Annotated in this window: 11 protein-coding genes; 10 read left to right on the top strand and 1 reads right to left on the bottom strand. The window is 72.7% G+C overall.

Annotated elements, in window-relative coordinates; genetic code table 11:
* Window positions 1–13 precede the first annotated feature (13 nt).
* A complete protein-coding gene (locus ACZ466_RS51765) occupies window positions 14–1,546 on the top strand; it encodes a serine hydrolase domain-containing protein (RefSeq protein WP_378287866.1) in 1,533 nt (510 codons plus the stop codon).
* A gap of 82 nt (window positions 1,547–1,628) precedes the next feature.
* Here ACZ466_RS51765 and ACZ466_RS51760 read toward each other — a convergent pair whose 3' ends face one another.
* A complete protein-coding gene (locus tag ACZ466_RS51760) occupies window positions 1,629–2,822 on the bottom strand; it encodes a cytochrome P450 (RefSeq protein WP_378287865.1) in 1,194 nt (397 codons plus the stop codon).
* A 391-nt stretch (window positions 2,823–3,213) separates the two neighbouring features.
* Between ACZ466_RS51760 and panC the strand changes: the two genes are divergently transcribed.
* From panC to ACZ466_RS51715, 9 genes are all read left to right on the top strand, one after another.
* On the top strand, window positions 3,214–4,140 hold the full coding sequence (gene panC / locus ACZ466_RS51755; protein ID WP_378287864.1) for a pantoate--beta-alanine ligase: 927 nt from the start codon (window positions 3,214–3,216) through the stop codon (window positions 4,138–4,140).
* 1 nt (window position 4,141) lies between these two features.
* Window positions 4,142–5,188: a methyltransferase gene (locus ACZ466_RS51750; protein ID WP_378287863.1), complete on the top strand. Its 1,047-nt coding sequence runs from the start codon at window positions 4,142–4,144 to the stop codon at window positions 5,186–5,188.
* Between the two features lie 365 nt (window positions 5,189–5,553).
* Window positions 5,554–6,918 carry a nucleotide sugar dehydrogenase gene (locus ACZ466_RS51745; protein ID WP_378287862.1) on the top strand — a complete coding sequence of 455 codons (1,365 nt, stop codon included), beginning with the start codon at window positions 5,554–5,556 and terminating at the stop codon, window positions 6,916–6,918.
* Entirely contained in the window at window positions 6,903–7,883 is a 981-nt protein-coding gene (locus ACZ466_RS51740; protein ID WP_378287861.1) for an NAD-dependent epimerase/dehydratase family protein, read from the top strand. Before ACZ466_RS51745 ends, ACZ466_RS51740 begins: the two co-directional genes overlap by 16 nt.
* 73 nt (window positions 7,884–7,956) lie before the next feature.
* Window positions 7,957–9,435: a DHA2 family efflux MFS transporter permease subunit gene (locus ACZ466_RS51735; RefSeq protein ID WP_378287860.1), complete on the top strand. Its 1,479-nt coding sequence runs from the start codon at window positions 7,957–7,959 to the stop codon at window positions 9,433–9,435.
* Between the two features lie 65 nt (window positions 9,436–9,500).
* On the top strand, window positions 9,501–12,440 hold the full coding sequence (locus ACZ466_RS51730) for an AfsR/SARP family transcriptional regulator (RefSeq protein ID WP_378287859.1): 2,940 nt from the start codon (window positions 9,501–9,503) through the stop codon (window positions 12,438–12,440).
* 11 nt (window positions 12,441–12,451) lie between these two features.
* Entirely contained in the window at window positions 12,452–13,057 is a 606-nt protein-coding gene (locus ACZ466_RS51725; RefSeq protein WP_378287858.1) for an LmbU family transcriptional regulator, read from the top strand.
* 143 nt (window positions 13,058–13,200) lie between these two features.
* Window positions 13,201–15,183, top strand: a complete 1,983-nt coding sequence (locus ACZ466_RS51720; RefSeq protein WP_378287857.1) for an anthranilate synthase family protein — start codon at window positions 13,201–13,203, stop codon at window positions 15,181–15,183.
* Window positions 15,153–16,427, top strand: a complete 1,275-nt coding sequence (locus ACZ466_RS51715; RefSeq protein ID WP_378287856.1) for a 3-deoxy-7-phosphoheptulonate synthase — start codon at window positions 15,153–15,155, stop codon at window positions 16,425–16,427. The genes ACZ466_RS51720 and ACZ466_RS51715 overlap by 31 nt, the downstream gene beginning before the upstream one ends.
* Window positions 16,428–16,430: the final 3 nt, after the last annotated feature.

Here is a 16,430-nt window from a genome sequence, read left to right as displayed (position 1 = left end):
TATGGGGGGAGCCATGAAGACTTCGATGCGCGTCCGCCTCCGGACCGCCGCCGCGGGCATGTCGGCCCTGCTGTCCGTCCTGCTCGTCTGCGCCCCGCCCGCGTCCGCGCAGCCCGACCGGTTCGGCGCGATCGACGCGTACATCCGGGAGCGGATGGAGGCGACGCACACCCCCGGGCTCTCCTACGCCGTGGTCGGCCCGGACGGCCCCATCCACCGGCGTTCCTGGGGGACCGACGGCCGGGGCGACCGCGTGACGCCCCGCACCGCGTTCCTGTGGGGCTCGATCGCCAAACCGGTCACCGCGACCGCCGTGATGACCCTCGTCCAGTCCGGCCGGCTGCGCCCGGACGACCGGGTCACCGACCACCTGCCGGAGTTCCGTTTCGGAGGGGCCGCGCACGCCGCCAAGGTCACGATCCGCCACCTGCTGAACCAGACGGCCGGACTGCCCGCCGCGGCCACGGCCAAGGTCACCGACTGCCTGGACGCCGGCTGCCCCCGCCCGGCCGAACGCGTCCGAGCACTGGACGGCGTGCGCCCCCTGGGACCGCCCGGCACCGAGTACGCCTACACCAGCGCCAACTACCTGGTCCTGACGGCCGTGGTCGAGGCGGTCACCAAGCGCCGCTACGCCGACTACCTGCGTGAAGCGGTGCTCGCCCCGGCGGGTATGAAGGGTGCCATCGCCGACGCCGCATCGGCTCGCGCGCGCCGCCTCGCCCCCGGACACCAGCTTCTCTGGGGCGTCCCCGCCGCGATCGCCGACGGGGTGGACGACTCCGGCGCGGGCTACGGGTACCTCGGCGGCGACCTCGACGATCTGGCCGCCCTCGCCTCCTTCCAACTCCGGAACGCAAGAAACGTCCTCTCCGCCGAATCGGTACGGCTCATGCGCCAGGAAGCCAAGCTCCACAACGGTGCCGGGACGGGGGCCGGGCTGGGCTGGCGAATCGGAGGTCTGGGGGCGCCGCTGGACGGCGCCGTCTGGCACACGGGCGCGACCCCCGGCTATTCGGCGATGCTGTTCCTGCTGCCTGAGCAGAACCTGGCCATCGTCGTCCAGCAGAATCTCCACGGACTCGTCCACGACGGTGCGATCATGCACGTCGGCTTCGGCGCCGCCCGCCTGCTGGCGGGCGGTCGTCCCGACGGCGCCCCGTCCGCGTCCACCTACTACCTGACCGTTGGCGCGACCACGGCTCTGGCTGTGGCGATGCTTCTGGCGGCAGGGCGCTCGGCACTGCTCCTGCGCCGCCCCGCGCCCCCTGCCTCACGGCTTCGCCGCACCGTGCTGACCGGAGCATGGGTCCTGGCGGGTGCGCTCCCGTGGATCATCGCGGCGCCGATCGTCGTGCCGATCGGGCCGCGTCAGAGCTGGACCTGGATCCCCGACGCGTTCGCCGCCATCTGCGTCGCCGCCACCGCCGGCGCCATGACCGTGATCCTGCGCCTCACCCTCGCCTTCCGATCCGTCACCACGATCCGGCCCGAAGCGAAGCGGGTCTCTGACCACCGCCCCGAGCCAGATCGTCTGCCCCGGTAGCCGGAACCGGTGGCCGGACGGCGCTGTCACCCCACGGGTCGGCACGGTGACGTCGGGCAGGCGTACCCCGCCGCCCGCCGGGTCAGCCGATGGTGATCGGGAGGGTCTCCCAGCCGCGGACGGTCGTGGTCTGGGCCAGTTTGACGTTGTCCCAGTCCACGTCCCACCGGGGGAAGCGCTTGAGGATCTCCTCCAGGGCGATGCGGCCTTCGAGACGGGCCAGCGCCGCGCCCAGGCAGTAGTGCGGGCCGAGGCCGAAGGTCAGTTGCTGGCTCATCCTGCGGTGGATGTCGAAGCGGTCGGGGTCGGGGTACTGGTTCTCGTCGCGGTTGGCGGCGGCGACGATGAAGAGGATGGCGCTGCCTTCGGGCACGGTCCGGCCGTGGAACTCGACATCGCGGGTGACGTAGCGGGCGATGGAGGGGCCCGGCGGTTCGTAGCGCAGGACCTCCTCGATCGCGCCGGGGATCAGTGACGGGTCGTCCGCCAGTTCCCTGCGCTGGTCGGGGTGCCGGGCCAGCAGTGATCCCGTCCACCCGATGAGCCGTCCGGTGGTCTCGTTGCCCGCGCCGGCGACGACCGTCGTGTAGGTGAGGGCCTCGTCATGGGTGAGGGTGCGGGTCGTGCCGTCCTCGTCCTCGAACTCGGCCGTCAGCAGCTCGGTCATCAGGTCGTCGGTCGGGTTGTTCGCGCGCCATTCGATGTAGTCGCGGAACATCTCGTTGCTGAAGTGCGTGCCGTCCTGGTGGTCCATCGGCCGGCCGGGCTCGGTGCGCAGGGCCTCGTTCCCGGTGTCGCGGATGGCCTCCTGGTCGGCCTCGGGGATGCCCAGCAGCATGCCGATCACCCGCATCGGCATGTCGATCCCGACCGCCTTGACGAGGTCGAACTCCTTCTCGCCCACCAGCGGGTCCAGCGTCCTGGCGCAGAAGTCGCGGACCTTGGGTTCCAGCTGGGCGATCCGGCGCGGGGTGAAGACCCGGGCGAGGAGGCGGCGGTGGACGTCGTGGATGGTCGGGTCCTCGAAGATGAGCGTGCCCGGCGGGATCTCGATGCCGGATTTGATGAGTTCGAGGATGCCGCCGCGGGCGGAGGAGAAGGTCTGCCAGTCCGGCAGGCCGCGTTCGACGTCGGCGAAGCGGGTGACGGCGTAGAAGTCGTGCTCGTCGTTGTAGTAGAGCGGTGCCTCCTCGCGGAGGCGGCGGTAGGTCGGATAAGGGTCGTTCCAGAACCGCGGGTCGTAGGGGTCCCAGTACACGGGCTCTTGGGCGCTCACGATCTCTCCCTCACTTCAGCATGGCTCCGGCCTCGACGGGGGTGGACATCGGGATGGGAACGGCCGGTGCACCGCACGCCGCCGTGTAGAACGCAACTCTCGTATTTGGGGTTGCGCAAGACCCAGATTTGAGCGCCCGCCGACTGTGCAAGCCGGACCCGTCCTCGGGAGGTTGAGGAACGCGCACACCGCGCTGCAGCGTTCGGGGACCAGATCTGTCCGCGGGGACCCGCCCGCCGGCGTCCGGGGCCGCCCCGACGTGGGAAGTAATGGCAGGTGAACCGTCCCGCCGGCGAGACGTCGCATGCTCCCTTCCCCTGTCCGAGGCGGCGTGGTTGCCTGAGGTCCACTCCGGCCGTGTACGCGACCACCGGATTCGCCGGGGAGGAGAATGAATGTGAGTGCGCCACCGGTCCACGCCCTGCCCGTCCTGGTCGAATCAAGACGGCGGCTCAGGGAAGTGCGGGAAGGATTGCGCGCAGAGGGCCGTGTGGTCGCGTTCGTGCCGACGATGGGCGCGCTGCACGAAGGGCATCGTGTCCTTATCCGGCACGCCAGGGAACGGGCCGACGCCGTCATCGTGAGCATTTTCCTCAACCCCCGGCAGTTCCGTCCCGGCGAGGACTTCGACCGGTATCCCCGGACCCTCGACACCGACCTGGAGATCTGCCGCGCCGAGGGCGTCGACGTCGTCTTCGCCCCGGACCGCGACGAGATGTACCCGCACGAGCCGTGGGTGACGGTGGAACCGGGCCCCATGGCGGATGTCCTGGAGGGCGAGCGGCGCCCCGGCCACTTCAACGGGGTGCTGCTGGTCGTGCTCAAGCTGTTCAACAGCGTGCTTCCCGACATCGCGATGTTCGGTGAGAAGGACGCCCAGCAACTCGCCGTCATCCGGCGGATGGTGACCGACCTCGACGTGCCCGTCGCCATCGAGGCGGTCCCGACGGTGCGGGACGGCGACGGGCTCGCGCTGTCGAGCCGCAACGCCCATCTCTCGCCCGCCGAGCGCGACTCGGCGCTGTCGCTCGTCCGCGCGCTGCGCGCCGGTCAGGCCGAGTCGGAGCGCGGGCCGCGGGCGGTACTGGAGGCGGGCCGCCGCGTCCTGGAGGACGCCGCGGCCCTGGACCCGCCGGTGAAGACCGACTATCTGGAACTGGTCGAGCCGCACACCTTCGAGTCCGTGACCGCGGAGGCGACCGGCCCGGCCGTCCTCGCGGTGGCCGCGACGGTGGGCATCACCAGGCTCATCGACAACGTTCACGTGGTGCTGGGCGGGGCGCCGCCGGCTGGGGGACCCGCTGGAGACGGCGCCTGAGATGACGACACCGCGAACCTCGGCCCTCGACCTGCTGTTCGGCCACCTGCCCGCCCAGATCGTCCACACCGCGGGCGAACTGGGTGTCTTCGACCATCTGGCGGAGCGTCCCCGCACCGGAGCGGAACTGGCCGGCGCGACCGGCGCCGACCCGGTGGCGACCGTCCGGCTCCTGCGGGCCCTGAGCTGCCTGGGGCTGGTGCGCGAACGCGACGACGGTTCGTTCGCGGCGACGCCGGAGGCGGCCCCGCTGCGCGCCGGGACGGACGGCTCGGTCCTGCCGCTGGGCAGGCTGTTCTGCGGCGACGAGGCGTGGAGGACCTGGGGCAATCTCGCGCACAGCGTCCGGACGGGCCGCCCGGCGCTGAGTCTCAGCACGGGCAAGGGCGCGTTCGAGTGGGACGCGGGGGAGTTCGCGACCTTCTACGCGGGGATGGCCGCGCACACCCGGCTCCTGGCCCCCCGGCTCCTGGCGCGGGTCGACTTCGCGCGCTTCGGCACGATCGTCGATGTGGGCGGCGCCGACGGCACGCTGCTCTCGGCCGTCCTCACCGCCCATCCCGGGCTCGACGCCGTCCTGTTCGACCTCCCGGTGGCGATCGGGGGAGCGGAGGCGGTGCTGACCGCGGCCGGGGTCCGCGACCGGGTCCGGCTGGTCACGGGCGACTTCTACCGGTCGGTTCCGGAGGGCGGCGACGCCTACCTGCTGAAGAACGTCCTCTACGACTGGGACGACGAGCAGGCGGGGCGGATCCTGAGGGCTTGCCGTGCGGCGATGGGGCCGGAGGCCGTCCTGCTGATCGTGGAGCCCGTCCTGCCGGAGCGCGCCGAGCCGATGCGCGACTTCGGCGCGGTGATGAACGACGTGAGCATGCTGCTGAACACCGGCGGCCAGGCCCGTACGGAGACCGGGTTCAGGGCGCTGACGGCCGCGGCGGGGCTGCGGTTGGACGTCGTCGGCCCGTGCCTCGGATCGCCTGACAGCAGGATGTTGCAGGGCTATCGGGTTCTGGAGTGCAGCCCCATGAACGACGGGGGACAGCGGTAGAGACCGACGGCTCGTCCTCCGGCTGAATCAGCCGCGCGGCCATGCCGCGCGGCGGTCCGGGCTTTGACGAGGCTTTGACGAATTCGCTGTCAGAGCGAGGGCGGCGGGCCTGCCCCCGGTGGCCCTGTCTCCCGCCTCCGGGGTGCTCACGGGCCTGTCGCGCCGCGCGCCGGCGGGCGCCGGGCCCTTGACCCGGCCGGTCGCGTCTCGCCGGCGAGACGACCGCCGCGCCGAAAATCTCCGCCGCGTTTTTTACGCCTTTATATCGAGTGCCGGTATTTCTTAGGATTCAGCTGAATTGAGGTTGGCGCCGGATAAATTTCCGCTCCCGGCGCATGCTTCTCTCTTGCTCTCAAGGAGGTGGAATGAGCGTTACCGAGGATTCCGCCGAGACGACCGTGGCGATCATCGGCCTGGGATATGTGGGCGCGTGCGTCGCGGCCACCCTGGCGGACCGCGGAATGCGGGTGGTCGGTGTCGACATCGACGCGGAACTGGTCGAGGAATTGAACTCCGGCCGCTGCCGGTTCCAGGAGGACCGGCTGGCCGAGACCCTGCGCGGCGGGTTCGCGTCCGGGCGGTTGCGGGCCACGACCGATCCGGCCGCCGCCGCGGACGCGGACGTCGTGCTGATCACCGTGGGCACGCCCGTCGCCGACGACGGCTCGCTGGCCGACGGGCAGCTCCGGCGGGCCTGCGAGGCCCTGGCCGGTCATCTGCGGCGCGGTCAGCTCGTCGTGGTGAAGAGCACCGTGCCGCCGGGCACCACCCGCGGGCTGGTCGCCCCGCTGCTGGAGGCGGGCGGGCTGCGGGCGGGGCGGGACTTCCGGCTGGTGTTCACCCCGGAGCGGCTCGCCGAGGGCGTCGCGATGCGCGAGCTGCGAACCCTGCCGATCGTGGTGGGCGGGCTCGACCCCGAGGGCACCGCGGAGGCGGCCGCCTTCTGGCGGCGCGCCCTGGAGGTCGAGACGATCACCGTCGCGTCGGCGGAGGTCGCCGAGATCGTCAAGCTCGCCGACAACTGGTGGATCGACCTCAACATCGCGATGGCCAACGAGCTGGCGAAGTACTGCTCGCTGTACGAGGTGGACTCGCTGGAGGTCATCGCGGCGGCCAACACCATCCCCAAGGGCGGCGGCATGGTCAACATCCTGCTGCCCAGCGTCGGGGTCGGCGGTTCCTGCCTCACCAAGGACCCGCTGCTGGTGCGCGAGTCGGCGGCGCGGCGCGGGCTGGAGATCCGCACGGCGGCCGCGGGGCGCGAGGTCAACGCGGGCATGCCCGACTACACCGCGCGGCTGGTCGTGGACGGGCTCGCCGAGCTCGGCCGCGATATCGCCTCCGCGAAGGTGGCCGTGCTGGGGCTGGCGTTCAAGAACGACACCGGCGACCTGCGGGCCACGCCGACGCGCGGCGTCATCGAGACCCTCGCCAAGGCGGGGGCCGAGGTGCGGCTGCACGACCCCCTCGTGGACCCCGGCGAGGCCGAGGAGGTGTTCGGCGCGAGGCCGGAGCCCGAGCTGGCCGACGCCGTCCGGGACGCCGACTGCGTGGCGGTCCTGGCCTACCATCGGTGCTTCCACGACGTGGACCTGGGAGCGCTGCCGGTCGCGTCGCCGTGCCTGCTGGTGGACGGCCGCGCCTACCTGTCGGCGGAGAAGATCTCCGAACTCGGCGCCCGGGGCTACGCGTACCGGGGGATCGGACGGCCGGCATGGCCCGCGCGGTAGTCACCGGAGGGTGCGGCTTCGTCGGCGCGCACCTGGCGGAGGCCCTCGTCGAACGCGGCGACGACGTGACGATCGTCGACAACGTCCCGCCGCCCGGCCATCTCGGGCGGCTGAGGGAGGACGCCGCGTTCGTCCAAGCGGACATGCGGGACCCGGAGGCGCTCGCCCACGCGATCCGGCCGGGCGTCGACGTCGTCTACCACATGGCCTCGGTGGTGGGCGTGGACCGCTACCTGTCCCGGCCGCTGGACGTCATCGACATCAACTGCGGCGGCACCCGCAACGTGCTGGATCTGGTCGCGCGGACCGGCGCGGCCGTCCTGGTGGCGAGCACGAGCGAGGTGTTCGGCAAGAACCCGGCCGTGCCGTGGCCCGAGGACGGCGACCGCGTCCTGGGCCCGACCTCCGCTGACCGGTGGACCTACTCCACCAGCAAGGCGATGGCCGAGCACATGACGTACGCGTTCGCCGGGCAGCACGGGGTGGCCGCCACGATCGTGCGCTACTTCAACGTGTACGGGCCGCGGCAGCGGCCGGCGTACGTGCTGAGCCGGTCCATCCACCGGGCCCTGAACGGCGTCGCACCCGTGGTGTACGACGGCGGGTCCCAGACGCGGTGCTTCACCTATGTCGAGGACGCCGTCCAGGGGACGCTGGCGGCGGTGGCCTCGCCGGAGGGCGGGGCGTTCAACATCGGCAGCATGGACGAGATGACCGTCGCGGAGGCGGTGCGGGCGGTGGCCGAGCTGACCGGGCACGCGGCGCCGCCCTCGCCCGTCGACACGCGGGTCGCGCTGGGCGACGCGTACGAGGACCTGATGCGGCGGATGCCCGACACCACCAGGGCGGCCAGGGTGCTCGGTTGGAAATGTCACACTTCATTCCGCGATGGACTGGCCAAAACAATCGAATGGGCCCGGAGAAATCCGTGGTGGCTGGATCTTTCCGACAGCGGGGCGTCCTAAACCCCGCGACCGTGTGGCACGCGATGTCGTTACCGGGTTGACGAGCTGATCAACTGCACAAGATTCTGGTGGCATGGCGGACGCTGTTGGCGCGACCGAGCGGGACGGGGCCCGAGTCCCGTTTTCGCCGGAACTGCGCTGGTCGATCGTTATATCCGCGCTGGGGGCGATCATGTCGCTCCTGGACTCGACCATTGTGAATGTCGCCCTGCACGCTCTGTCGGCGCGTTTCGACGCTCCGTTGATCACCATTCAGTGGGTGGTGACGTCCTACCTGCTGGCACTGGCCGCCGTGACGCCGATGACGGGCTGGGCGGCCCGGCGGGTGGGGGTCAAGCGGCTCTACCTGGCGTCGGTGGCGGTGTTCGCCGCGGTGTCGCTGCTCTGCGGGCTGGCGCAGACCATCGAGCAGCTGATCGTGCTGCGCGTCCTGCAGGGCGCCGCGGGCGGGGTGATCGCCTCCGTCGGGCAGATGCTCCTGGTGATGCGGGCCGACCGGGCGAACATGGCGCGGGTGATGAGCGCGGTCGGGGTGCCGATGATCATCGCCCCGATCATCGGGCCGGCGATCGGCGGGCTGCTGGTGGACGGGCCGGGCTGGGGCTGGATCTTCTTCATCAACGTGCCGGTGGGGATCGTCACCGTCCTGCTCGGGCACCGGTACCTGTCGCCCGACCAGGGGCGGCCCGGCGACCGGCTGGACGTCGCCGGGCTGCTGCTGGCCGCCTCCGGGATGGTCGGGATCACCTACGGGCTCGCGGAGATCGGCACGCGCGGCGAGCTGGGATCGCCCCGGGCCCTGCTGCCGATCCTGGCCGGGGCCGTGCTGACCGCGGGCTTCGTCGTGCACGCGCTGCGTTCCGCGCATCCGCTGCTGGATCTGCGGCTCTACCGGTCCCGGGCGTTCGGCTCCGCGAGCCTGACCACCTTCTGCTCGGGCGGGGCGGTGTTCGGCGGCATGATCCTGCTTCCGCTCTACCTTCAGTCCGCGCGGGCCGAGAGCGCGGTGGCCACGGGCCTGCTGCTGGTCCCGCAGGGGGTCGGCGCCGCCGTCGGCATGTACCTGGCGGGCCGCGCCACCGACCGGTTCGGCGCGGGCGCGACCGCGCTGGCCGGCGGCGTGGCGATGAGCCTGGCCAGCGCCCCCCTGGCCTTCCTCGACGGAGCCACCTCGTACTGGCTGATCGGCGCGGTGACGCTGGTCCGCGGGGTCGGCATCGGGCTCATCACGATGCCCGCCATGACCGCCGCGTTCCGGGCGCTGAGCCCGGCCGCGGTGAACGACGCGGCGCCGCAGCTGAACATGCTGCAGCGGATCGGCGGCTCGGTCGGCACCGCCATCTTCGCGGTCGTCCTGCAGTGGCGGCTCGACGAGGCCGCCACGCAGGCGGAGCGGGCGGCGGCGTACGGGACCGCCTTCTGGTGGGTGGTGGGGGTGACGCTGGCGGCGACCGTGCCGACGCTGCTGCTGATGAGGCATGAGCGCCGCGCCGCCGCCGACGGGCCCGAGGCGGGGACGACCGGTCGCACCTATGCGAGAAATCAGGAATGACCCGCATCCCGGCGGTGGAGAGGGGCAGGGATCGACCAGTCGTGGCACAGTCCAGTGGAGGGTCCATGAAGTTCCGGGTTCTCGGGCCGTTGGAGATCCGGCAGGACGATGGTGAACCGATCCCGCTCCCGCAACGGCGCAGGCGCGAACTCCTGGCCACCTTCCTGCTGCACGCCAACGAGCCGCTTCCCGGCGAGGCGCTCATCGACGCCCTCTGGGGGGCGGACCGGCCCCGCTCGGTCGGCGGCTCGCTGCGCACGCACGTGTGGTCGCTGCGGAGGGTGCCCGCCCTCAACGACCGGCTGAGGACCCGCAGCGGCGGCTACCAGTTCGACGTCCGCCCCGGCGAACTCGACACCGAGGAGTTCGAGAGGCTCCTCCGAGAGGCCCGTGCGGGCCTCGGCCGCCGCAGGACGCTGGAGGCGGTGGGGCTACTGGAAGAGGCGTTGCGGCTGTGGCGCGAACCACCGCTGGAGGACGTTCCGGCCACCCCCGCCCTGGCCGGACGGGTCGAGCGGTGCCACGCCCAGCGCCGCGCCGCGCAGGACCTGCTCATCGAGGCCGAGCTCAATCTCGGCCGGTACCGCCAGATCATCCCGCGGATCCGGGAACTGGTCGCCGGCGATCCCACGCACGAGCACTACTGGGCGCAGCTCATGCTCGCGCTCTGCCGCAGCGGCCGCCGCGCCGAGGCCCTGGCCGCCTACCGTCAGGCGCATTCGATCCTCACCGAGGATTACGGGCTGGAGCCGGGGGGCGAGCTGCGCCGCCTGCACCGGATGGTGCTGGCCGAGGCCCCCGAACTGGACAGCCTGCCCCTGCTGGCCTCCGAGGCGCTCACCATCGAGACCGCGCGGATCGTGCCCGACCAGATCCCGCCCGAGCCCACCGACTTCGTCGGCCGGGAGGCCGAGACCTCCGCCGTGGCCGACGCGCTCACCTCGGCGCGGTCGGGCGCCGGGGTGCCGATCGCGGTGATCCGCGGCCGCCCCGGCATCGGCAAGACGTCGCTGGCCGCGCACGTGGCGCACCGGCTGCGCCCCCTGTTCCCCGACGGCCTGCTGTACGTCGAGCTCGGCGGGTCGAGCGCCCCGCCGGACGTGGGCGCCGCCCTCGAGGACCTGCTGCGCGGCCTGGGCGTGCCGGTCTCCACCATCCCCGTCGCCACCACCGGCCGCGCCGGGCTGCTGCGGTCCCGGCTCTCGGGGCGCCGGGTGCTGGTGGTGATCGACGACGCGGCGGCGAGCGACCAGGTGCTGCCCTTCCTGCCCGGCACGGCGGGCTGCGCGGTGCTGGTGACGAGCCGGTCGCGGCTGGCCTGGCTGCCGGGCGCCCGCACCGTCCACCTGGACGTGCTGAGCCGGGGCGAGGCCGTCACGCTGCTGCGCCACATGGTCGGTCCGGAACGGGTCGACCGCGAGCCGGAGGTGGCCGGGCGCATCGTCGAGTCCTGCGGCCGGCTGCCGCTGGCGATCAGGATCGCTGGCGCCCGGCTGCACACCCACGAGCGCTGGCCGCTGAGCACGTTCGCCGACCTGCTCGCGATGGGCCGGCAGCTGGACCAGCTGTCGGCCGAGCGGATGTCGGTCCGCGAGGGCCTCGCCTCCACCTACACCGGGCTGGCCGAGGAGGAGCGGCGGCTGTTCGAGCTGATCAGCCTGATCGGGACGCCGGACCTGCCCGAATGGGTCGCGGGCCTGCTCCATGACGGGCCGCTGGTGCGGGCGGCGCTGGACGGGCTCGTCGACCAGCACGTGCTGCGGTCGGAGGGCGTCGACTTCACCGGGCAGCCGCGCTACCGCCTGGACGGCCTGATGGCCGAGTACGCGCGCGAGCGAGTCGGGGAAATCCCCTCGCTCACCCGGGAGACGGCCCTGGAGCGGGTCCTGGACGGCTGGCGGCACCTGGCCGTGCTCGCCGACCAGAGGATGATCCGCGACCCGTACTACGCGGCGCCGGAGCCCGGCGGGGCCGCGGCGGTCGCCGTGCGGACCGTTCCCGCGGGCGTGATCGACCGGGTCGTCGCCGACCCGTCGCGGTGGTTCTCCGTGGAGCAGGCCAACCTGCAGGCGATCGGCGAGCACGCCTGCGCCGCGGGCCGCTACCGCGCGGCGGCCCAGCTCGGCGCGCACCGCTTCGCCTTCCAGTACCTCCAGGGCGACACCGGCGGCATCACGAGCACCTGGCATCAGATCAGCGAGGCGGCGACGGCCGCGGGCGACCTCTCCCTGGCCGCCGAGGCCGACGTGCGCATCGGGATCCTGCGCGCCGAGCACGGCGAGGACCTGGCCGGGCTGCAGCTGTTCGAGCGCGGTCTGGCGATCTTCGAGCGGGAGAACGACCATGCGAACCTGGCGCGGTCGCTGAGCTGCGTCGCCTACGGGCGGCACCGGCGCAAGCAGTACGTCTCCGCGCTGCGCATGGCGATGCGCGGGCTGGAGGAGGCGCGCAGGGTCGGTGACCGCAACTCCGAGTACCTGAGCATGTCGGTGCTGAGCGCGGTGATGGTGCGCACGGGCGCCGGGCCCACCGGCATGGCGCTGTGCGAGCAGGCGCTCGACCTGGCCCGCGAGATCCGGCGCCCCGCCACCGAGGTGTTCGCCCTGCAGAACCTGGTCCAGACCAACATCATCCTCGGCCGGCACCGGGGCGCCGTCGACGCGGGTCGGCACGGGCTGGACCTGGTGACCGGCATCGGGTCCCAGCTCGGCGAGGCCCACTTCCTCTTCATGCTGGCCGCGGCGCACTGGGGCCTGGAGGACTACCGGCGGGCCATCGAGAAGTTCGTCCGGGCGCGCGCCATCTTCGACCGGCACCGGGCCCCCCACATGGAGATCAAGAGCCTGCTGTGGCTGGCCGTCTGCCACCAGGAGCGCGGCGATCGCGTCCAGGCGCGCGCCGCACTGGAAGAAGCACTGTCCATTCTCCGCCCCCTGGGGCTGGAGCACGATGCCGCGCTGGTCGAACGGGCCATCATGGACGGCGGCGTGGTGAAGATGAGGTAGGGACGTCACCCATGGCCGACGAGATCGACCGGACGCGCACCCCCATGCGGCGCAAGATCACCCTTGATGAGCAGGCCCTCACCTCCAGGACGGGGCTGGACCTGCCCACCGGCCTGCCGCTGGAGGACTGGCAGCGGATCGGCCGGCAGATCTTCGTGATCTCCGACGCGTCGGCGTGGTGGCTGGGCGACTGGCTCGTCTACGGCCAGAACCGGTACCCCGAGCGCTACCAGAAGGCGCTGGACGAGACCGGGCTCAACTACCAGACCCTGCGCAACTACGCCTGGGTGGCGCGCAAGTTCGAGCCGCCCGCCCGCCACGAGGGGCTCAGCATCCAGCACCACGCCGAGGTGGCCGCGCTGCCGCCCGACATGCGCGAGCGCTGGCTCGACCGCGCCGAGCGCTTCGGCTGGTCCCGCAACAAGCTGCGCCAGCATCTCAAGGCCAGCCGGGCGGGCGAGCCCGAGCCCGAGCCGGGGCCCGACACCCTGCTGCAGTTCACCGTGGAGCCTGGCAAGGTGAGCCGGTGGCGGCAGGCCGCCGACGTGACCGGCAGCAACCTCGGGGACTGGATCTCCCAGCAGCTCGACCGGGCGGCGGCCGACGAGGAGGCCTGAGGGCTCTCCGCCCCCGCCGTCCCCGCCGCGCGGGACGACTGTCCCGCCGGCGAGACGGGCGGCGGAACGGGCCGCGGAACGGGCTGTCCCGCCGGGTCCGCAATGCGTCGCCACCGACCATGGCCGAACGCATAATCGGCTCCATGGCATATCCGGGCGAGAGGAAGAATTCCCGTTCCGCCGCCGAGAAACTGCTCAGCCGAATACTCCAGAATCCCGACCGCCCCTTCGCCCTGCTCTATCGGCGCGATGTGGGCGGCGGACTGGAAATCCTGCTGGGTGAATTTCAGGAGACCGATCGGCTGGAACGGCTCGACGCACTTGTGAACATCGGCGGACGGGACGTGCTGGCGCTCGTCCCGTACCGCCAGATCACCGAGCGGGGCTTCGCCTGCGTGGACGACGGCGAACCGGTGCTGGCGATGCCGGTGCGGGAACGCGCGGTCCTGCCCCTGGAGCGGGCGCTGGAACTGCTGCCGGACGAGCACATCGAGCTCGCCGGAGCGGGCTTCGACATCGACGACGACGCCTACGGGGCGATCGTGGACCGCGTGATCCGCGAGGAGATCGGCCGCGGCGCCGGGTCCAACTTCGTCATCAAGCGCACCTACACCGCCACGATCAGGGACTACACGGTCCGGCACGCCCTCGGGCTGTTCGCGCGGCTGATCGTCGGCGAGCCCTCCGCCTACTGGACGTTCATCGTGCACACCGGCGCGCGCACCTTCGTCGGCGCCACCCCGGAGCGGCACGTCAGCCTGGAGGGCGGCGTCGCGACGATGAACCCGATCAGCGGCACCTACCGCTATCCGGAGGCCGGCCCGTCCCTGGAGGGGCTGCTGGAGTTCCTGGGCGACCCCAAGGAGACCGAGGAGCTCTACATGGTGGTCGACGAGGAACTGAAGATGATGGCGCGGGTGTGCGACCGCGGCGGCCAGGTGGAGGGCCCCCGCGTGAAGGAGATGGCGAGGCTGGCCCATACCGAGTACTTCGTGCGGGGCCGCACCCGCATGGGCGGGCCGCGCATCCTGCGCGAGACGATGTTCGCGCCCACGGTCACCGGCAGCCCCCTGGAGAACGCCTGCCGGGTGGTGGCCAGGTACGAGCCGACCGGCAGGCGCTACTACAGCGGGGTGGTGGCGCTGTTCGGCCGCGGGGCCGACGGCGGCCCGTCGATGGACTCGGGGATCGTGATCCGCACCGCCGACATCGACCGCGGCGGCGTCCTGCGGCTGGACGTGGGCGCGACGCTCGTCCGGACGTCGGTCGCCGCGAGCGAGGCGAAGGAGACCTGGACGAAGGCGGCCGGCCTGCTGGACGCGCTGGGCATGGGCGCGCAGACCCCCTGGGACGCGCGCACCCCCTCCCGCGCGGCCGCCGGCCCCGCGAAGCCCCCGCGCCCGATGCCGTCCCGCCCGGCCCCGCCGGGATCGCTCGGCGGAGACCCGCGGGTCCAGGCGGCCCTGGCCGCGCGCAACGCCACGCTCTCGCGCTTCTGGCTCGGTCCCGAGCGCGGGGAGCCCGTCCTGCCCGGGCTGCGGGCGCTGGTGGTGGACGCCGAGGACGCCTTCACCGCCATGCTCGGCCGCCAACTGGAGGCGCTCGGGCCGCAGGTCGCGATCCTGCCGTGGGACGCCCCGGTGGACGTCGCCGACTACGACCTGGTGGTGATCGGGCCCGGCCCCGGCGACCCCCGGGACGTGCGCGACCCGCGCATCTCCCGGCTGCGGGAACTGTCGGCGCGGCTGCTGGAACCGGACGGCCCGCCGTTCCTCGCCGAGTGCCTGGGCCACCAGGTCGTGATGTCGCTGCTCGGCCTGGAGGTGCGCGAGCAGGCCACGCCCAGCCAGGGCCTGCAGGAGCGGATCGACTTCTTCGGTGAACCCCATCGCGTCGGCTTCTACAACACCTACAGCGCGGTCAGCGACGTGGACCTGATCCCCGCCCCGGACGGCCGCGGGCCGTTCTCGATCTGCCGGGACCCGGCCAGCGGGAAGGTGCACGCCGTCCGCGGCCGCGGCCTGGCCTCGGTGCAGTTCCACATCGAGTCCCTGCTGACCGAGCACGGCGAGGAGATCCTCAAGGACCTGCTGGCATGGACCCTGAACCCCCAGCCGGTCCGATGAGCGGCCCGCGCGAGCAGACGACGGGCGGGCCCGGCCTCGACGGCAGCGAGCCGGACGGCGCCGGCGCCGCGCCCTGGGACGGCCTCCCCGCCGAGCAGCAGCCGTCGTGGCACGACCACCCCGGCCTCGGACCCGCGCGGGCGCGCCTGGCCGCCCTGCCTCCCCTGGTCACCGCGGCCGAACTGGGGACCCTGCGGGAGTCCCTCGCCCGCGTCGCCGCCGGTGGGGCCCTGCTGCTCCAGGCAGGCGACTGCGCCGAGAGCCTCGACGAGACCACCCGCGACCACACCCTCGCCAAGGCGTCCGTGCTCGCCCGGCTCGCCGACGGGCTGGACGGCGCGGCGGGGCTTCCGGTCGTGCGGATGGGCCGTATGGGCGGCCAGTTCGCCAAGCCGCGCAGCAACGCCTCCGAACGCGTCGGCGACAGGGAGCTTCCCGTGTTCCGCGGCCACATGGTCAACGGACCCGAGGAGGACGCGGCCGCCCGGCGCCACGACCCCGCCCGGATGCTGCGCGCCTACGACGCGAGCGCGCGGGTCCTCACCGCTTTGGCCGGGCTGCGCGGGGACGGCGGCGCCGGCCCGTGGACGGCGCACGAGGCGCTCGTCCTCGACTACGAGGGCCCGCTCGTCCGGACCGAAGCGGTGTCGGGCCTGCGCCTCCTCGGCTCCACCCACATGCCGTGGATCGGGGAGCGGACCCGGCAGCCCGGCGGCGCCCACGTGCGGCTGCTGTCGGCCGTCGCCAACCCGGTCGCCTGCAAGATCGGGCCGCGGGCGCGGCCCGACGAGGTCCTGCGGGTGTGCGCGGCGCTGGACCCCGACCGCCGTCCCGGTCGTCTCACGCTCATCGCCCGGATGGGCGCGGGGCGGATCGCCGGCGCCCTGCCGCCGCTGCTGGACGCGGTCCGCCGGGCGGGCCATCCGGTCGTCTGGCTGAGCGACCCCATGCACGGCAACACCAGGCTCACCGCGTCCGGGCACAAGACCCGGCACCTGGAGGAGATCGTGGAGGAGGCGCTGCTGTTCCGCACGATCCTGGAACGGAGGGGACTGCATCCCGGCGGCCTGCATCTGGAGGTCTCCGCGGTCCCGGTGACCGAATGCGTGGGCGGTTCCGTGGCGGGCGAAAAGGACGTCCCCGAGCGCTACCTGACTTTCTGCGATCCCCGGCTGAATACCGAACAGGCCCTTCATCTGATTGATGCCTGGTGCCGTGCCCCTTCGATGTCTGGAAGCCGATGAACG

Source organism: Actinomadura rugatobispora (genome assembly GCF_055379765.1).
The sequence above is the reverse complement of the archived record's forward strand: the minus strand, read 5'-3'. Positions and strand labels throughout refer to the sequence as shown.

Coding starts and splice junctions, on each gene's coding strand:
- ACZ466_RS51765 (WP_378287866.1), top strand. CDS start 14: ATGAAGACTTCGATGCGCGTCCGCCTCCGGACCGCCGCCGCGGGCATG.
- panC (WP_378287864.1), top strand. CDS start 3,214: ATGAATGTGAGTGCGCCACCGGTCCACGCCCTGCCCGTCCTGGTCGAA.
- ACZ466_RS51750 (WP_378287863.1), top strand. CDS start 4,142: ATGACGACACCGCGAACCTCGGCCCTCGACCTGCTGTTCGGCCACCTG.
- ACZ466_RS51745 (WP_378287862.1), top strand. CDS start 5,554: ATGAGCGTTACCGAGGATTCCGCCGAGACGACCGTGGCGATCATCGGC.
- ACZ466_RS51740 (WP_378287861.1), top strand. CDS start 6,903: ATGGCCCGCGCGGTAGTCACCGGAGGGTGCGGCTTCGTCGGCGCGCAC.
- ACZ466_RS51735 (WP_378287860.1), top strand. CDS start 7,957: ATGGCGGACGCTGTTGGCGCGACCGAGCGGGACGGGGCCCGAGTCCCG.
- ACZ466_RS51730 (WP_378287859.1), top strand. CDS start 9,501: ATGAAGTTCCGGGTTCTCGGGCCGTTGGAGATCCGGCAGGACGATGGT.
- ACZ466_RS51725 (WP_378287858.1), top strand. CDS start 12,452: ATGGCCGACGAGATCGACCGGACGCGCACCCCCATGCGGCGCAAGATC.
- ACZ466_RS51720 (WP_378287857.1), top strand. CDS start 13,201: ATGGCATATCCGGGCGAGAGGAAGAATTCCCGTTCCGCCGCCGAGAAA.
- ACZ466_RS51715 (WP_378287856.1), top strand. CDS start 15,153: ATGGACCCTGAACCCCCAGCCGGTCCGATGAGCGGCCCGCGCGAGCAG.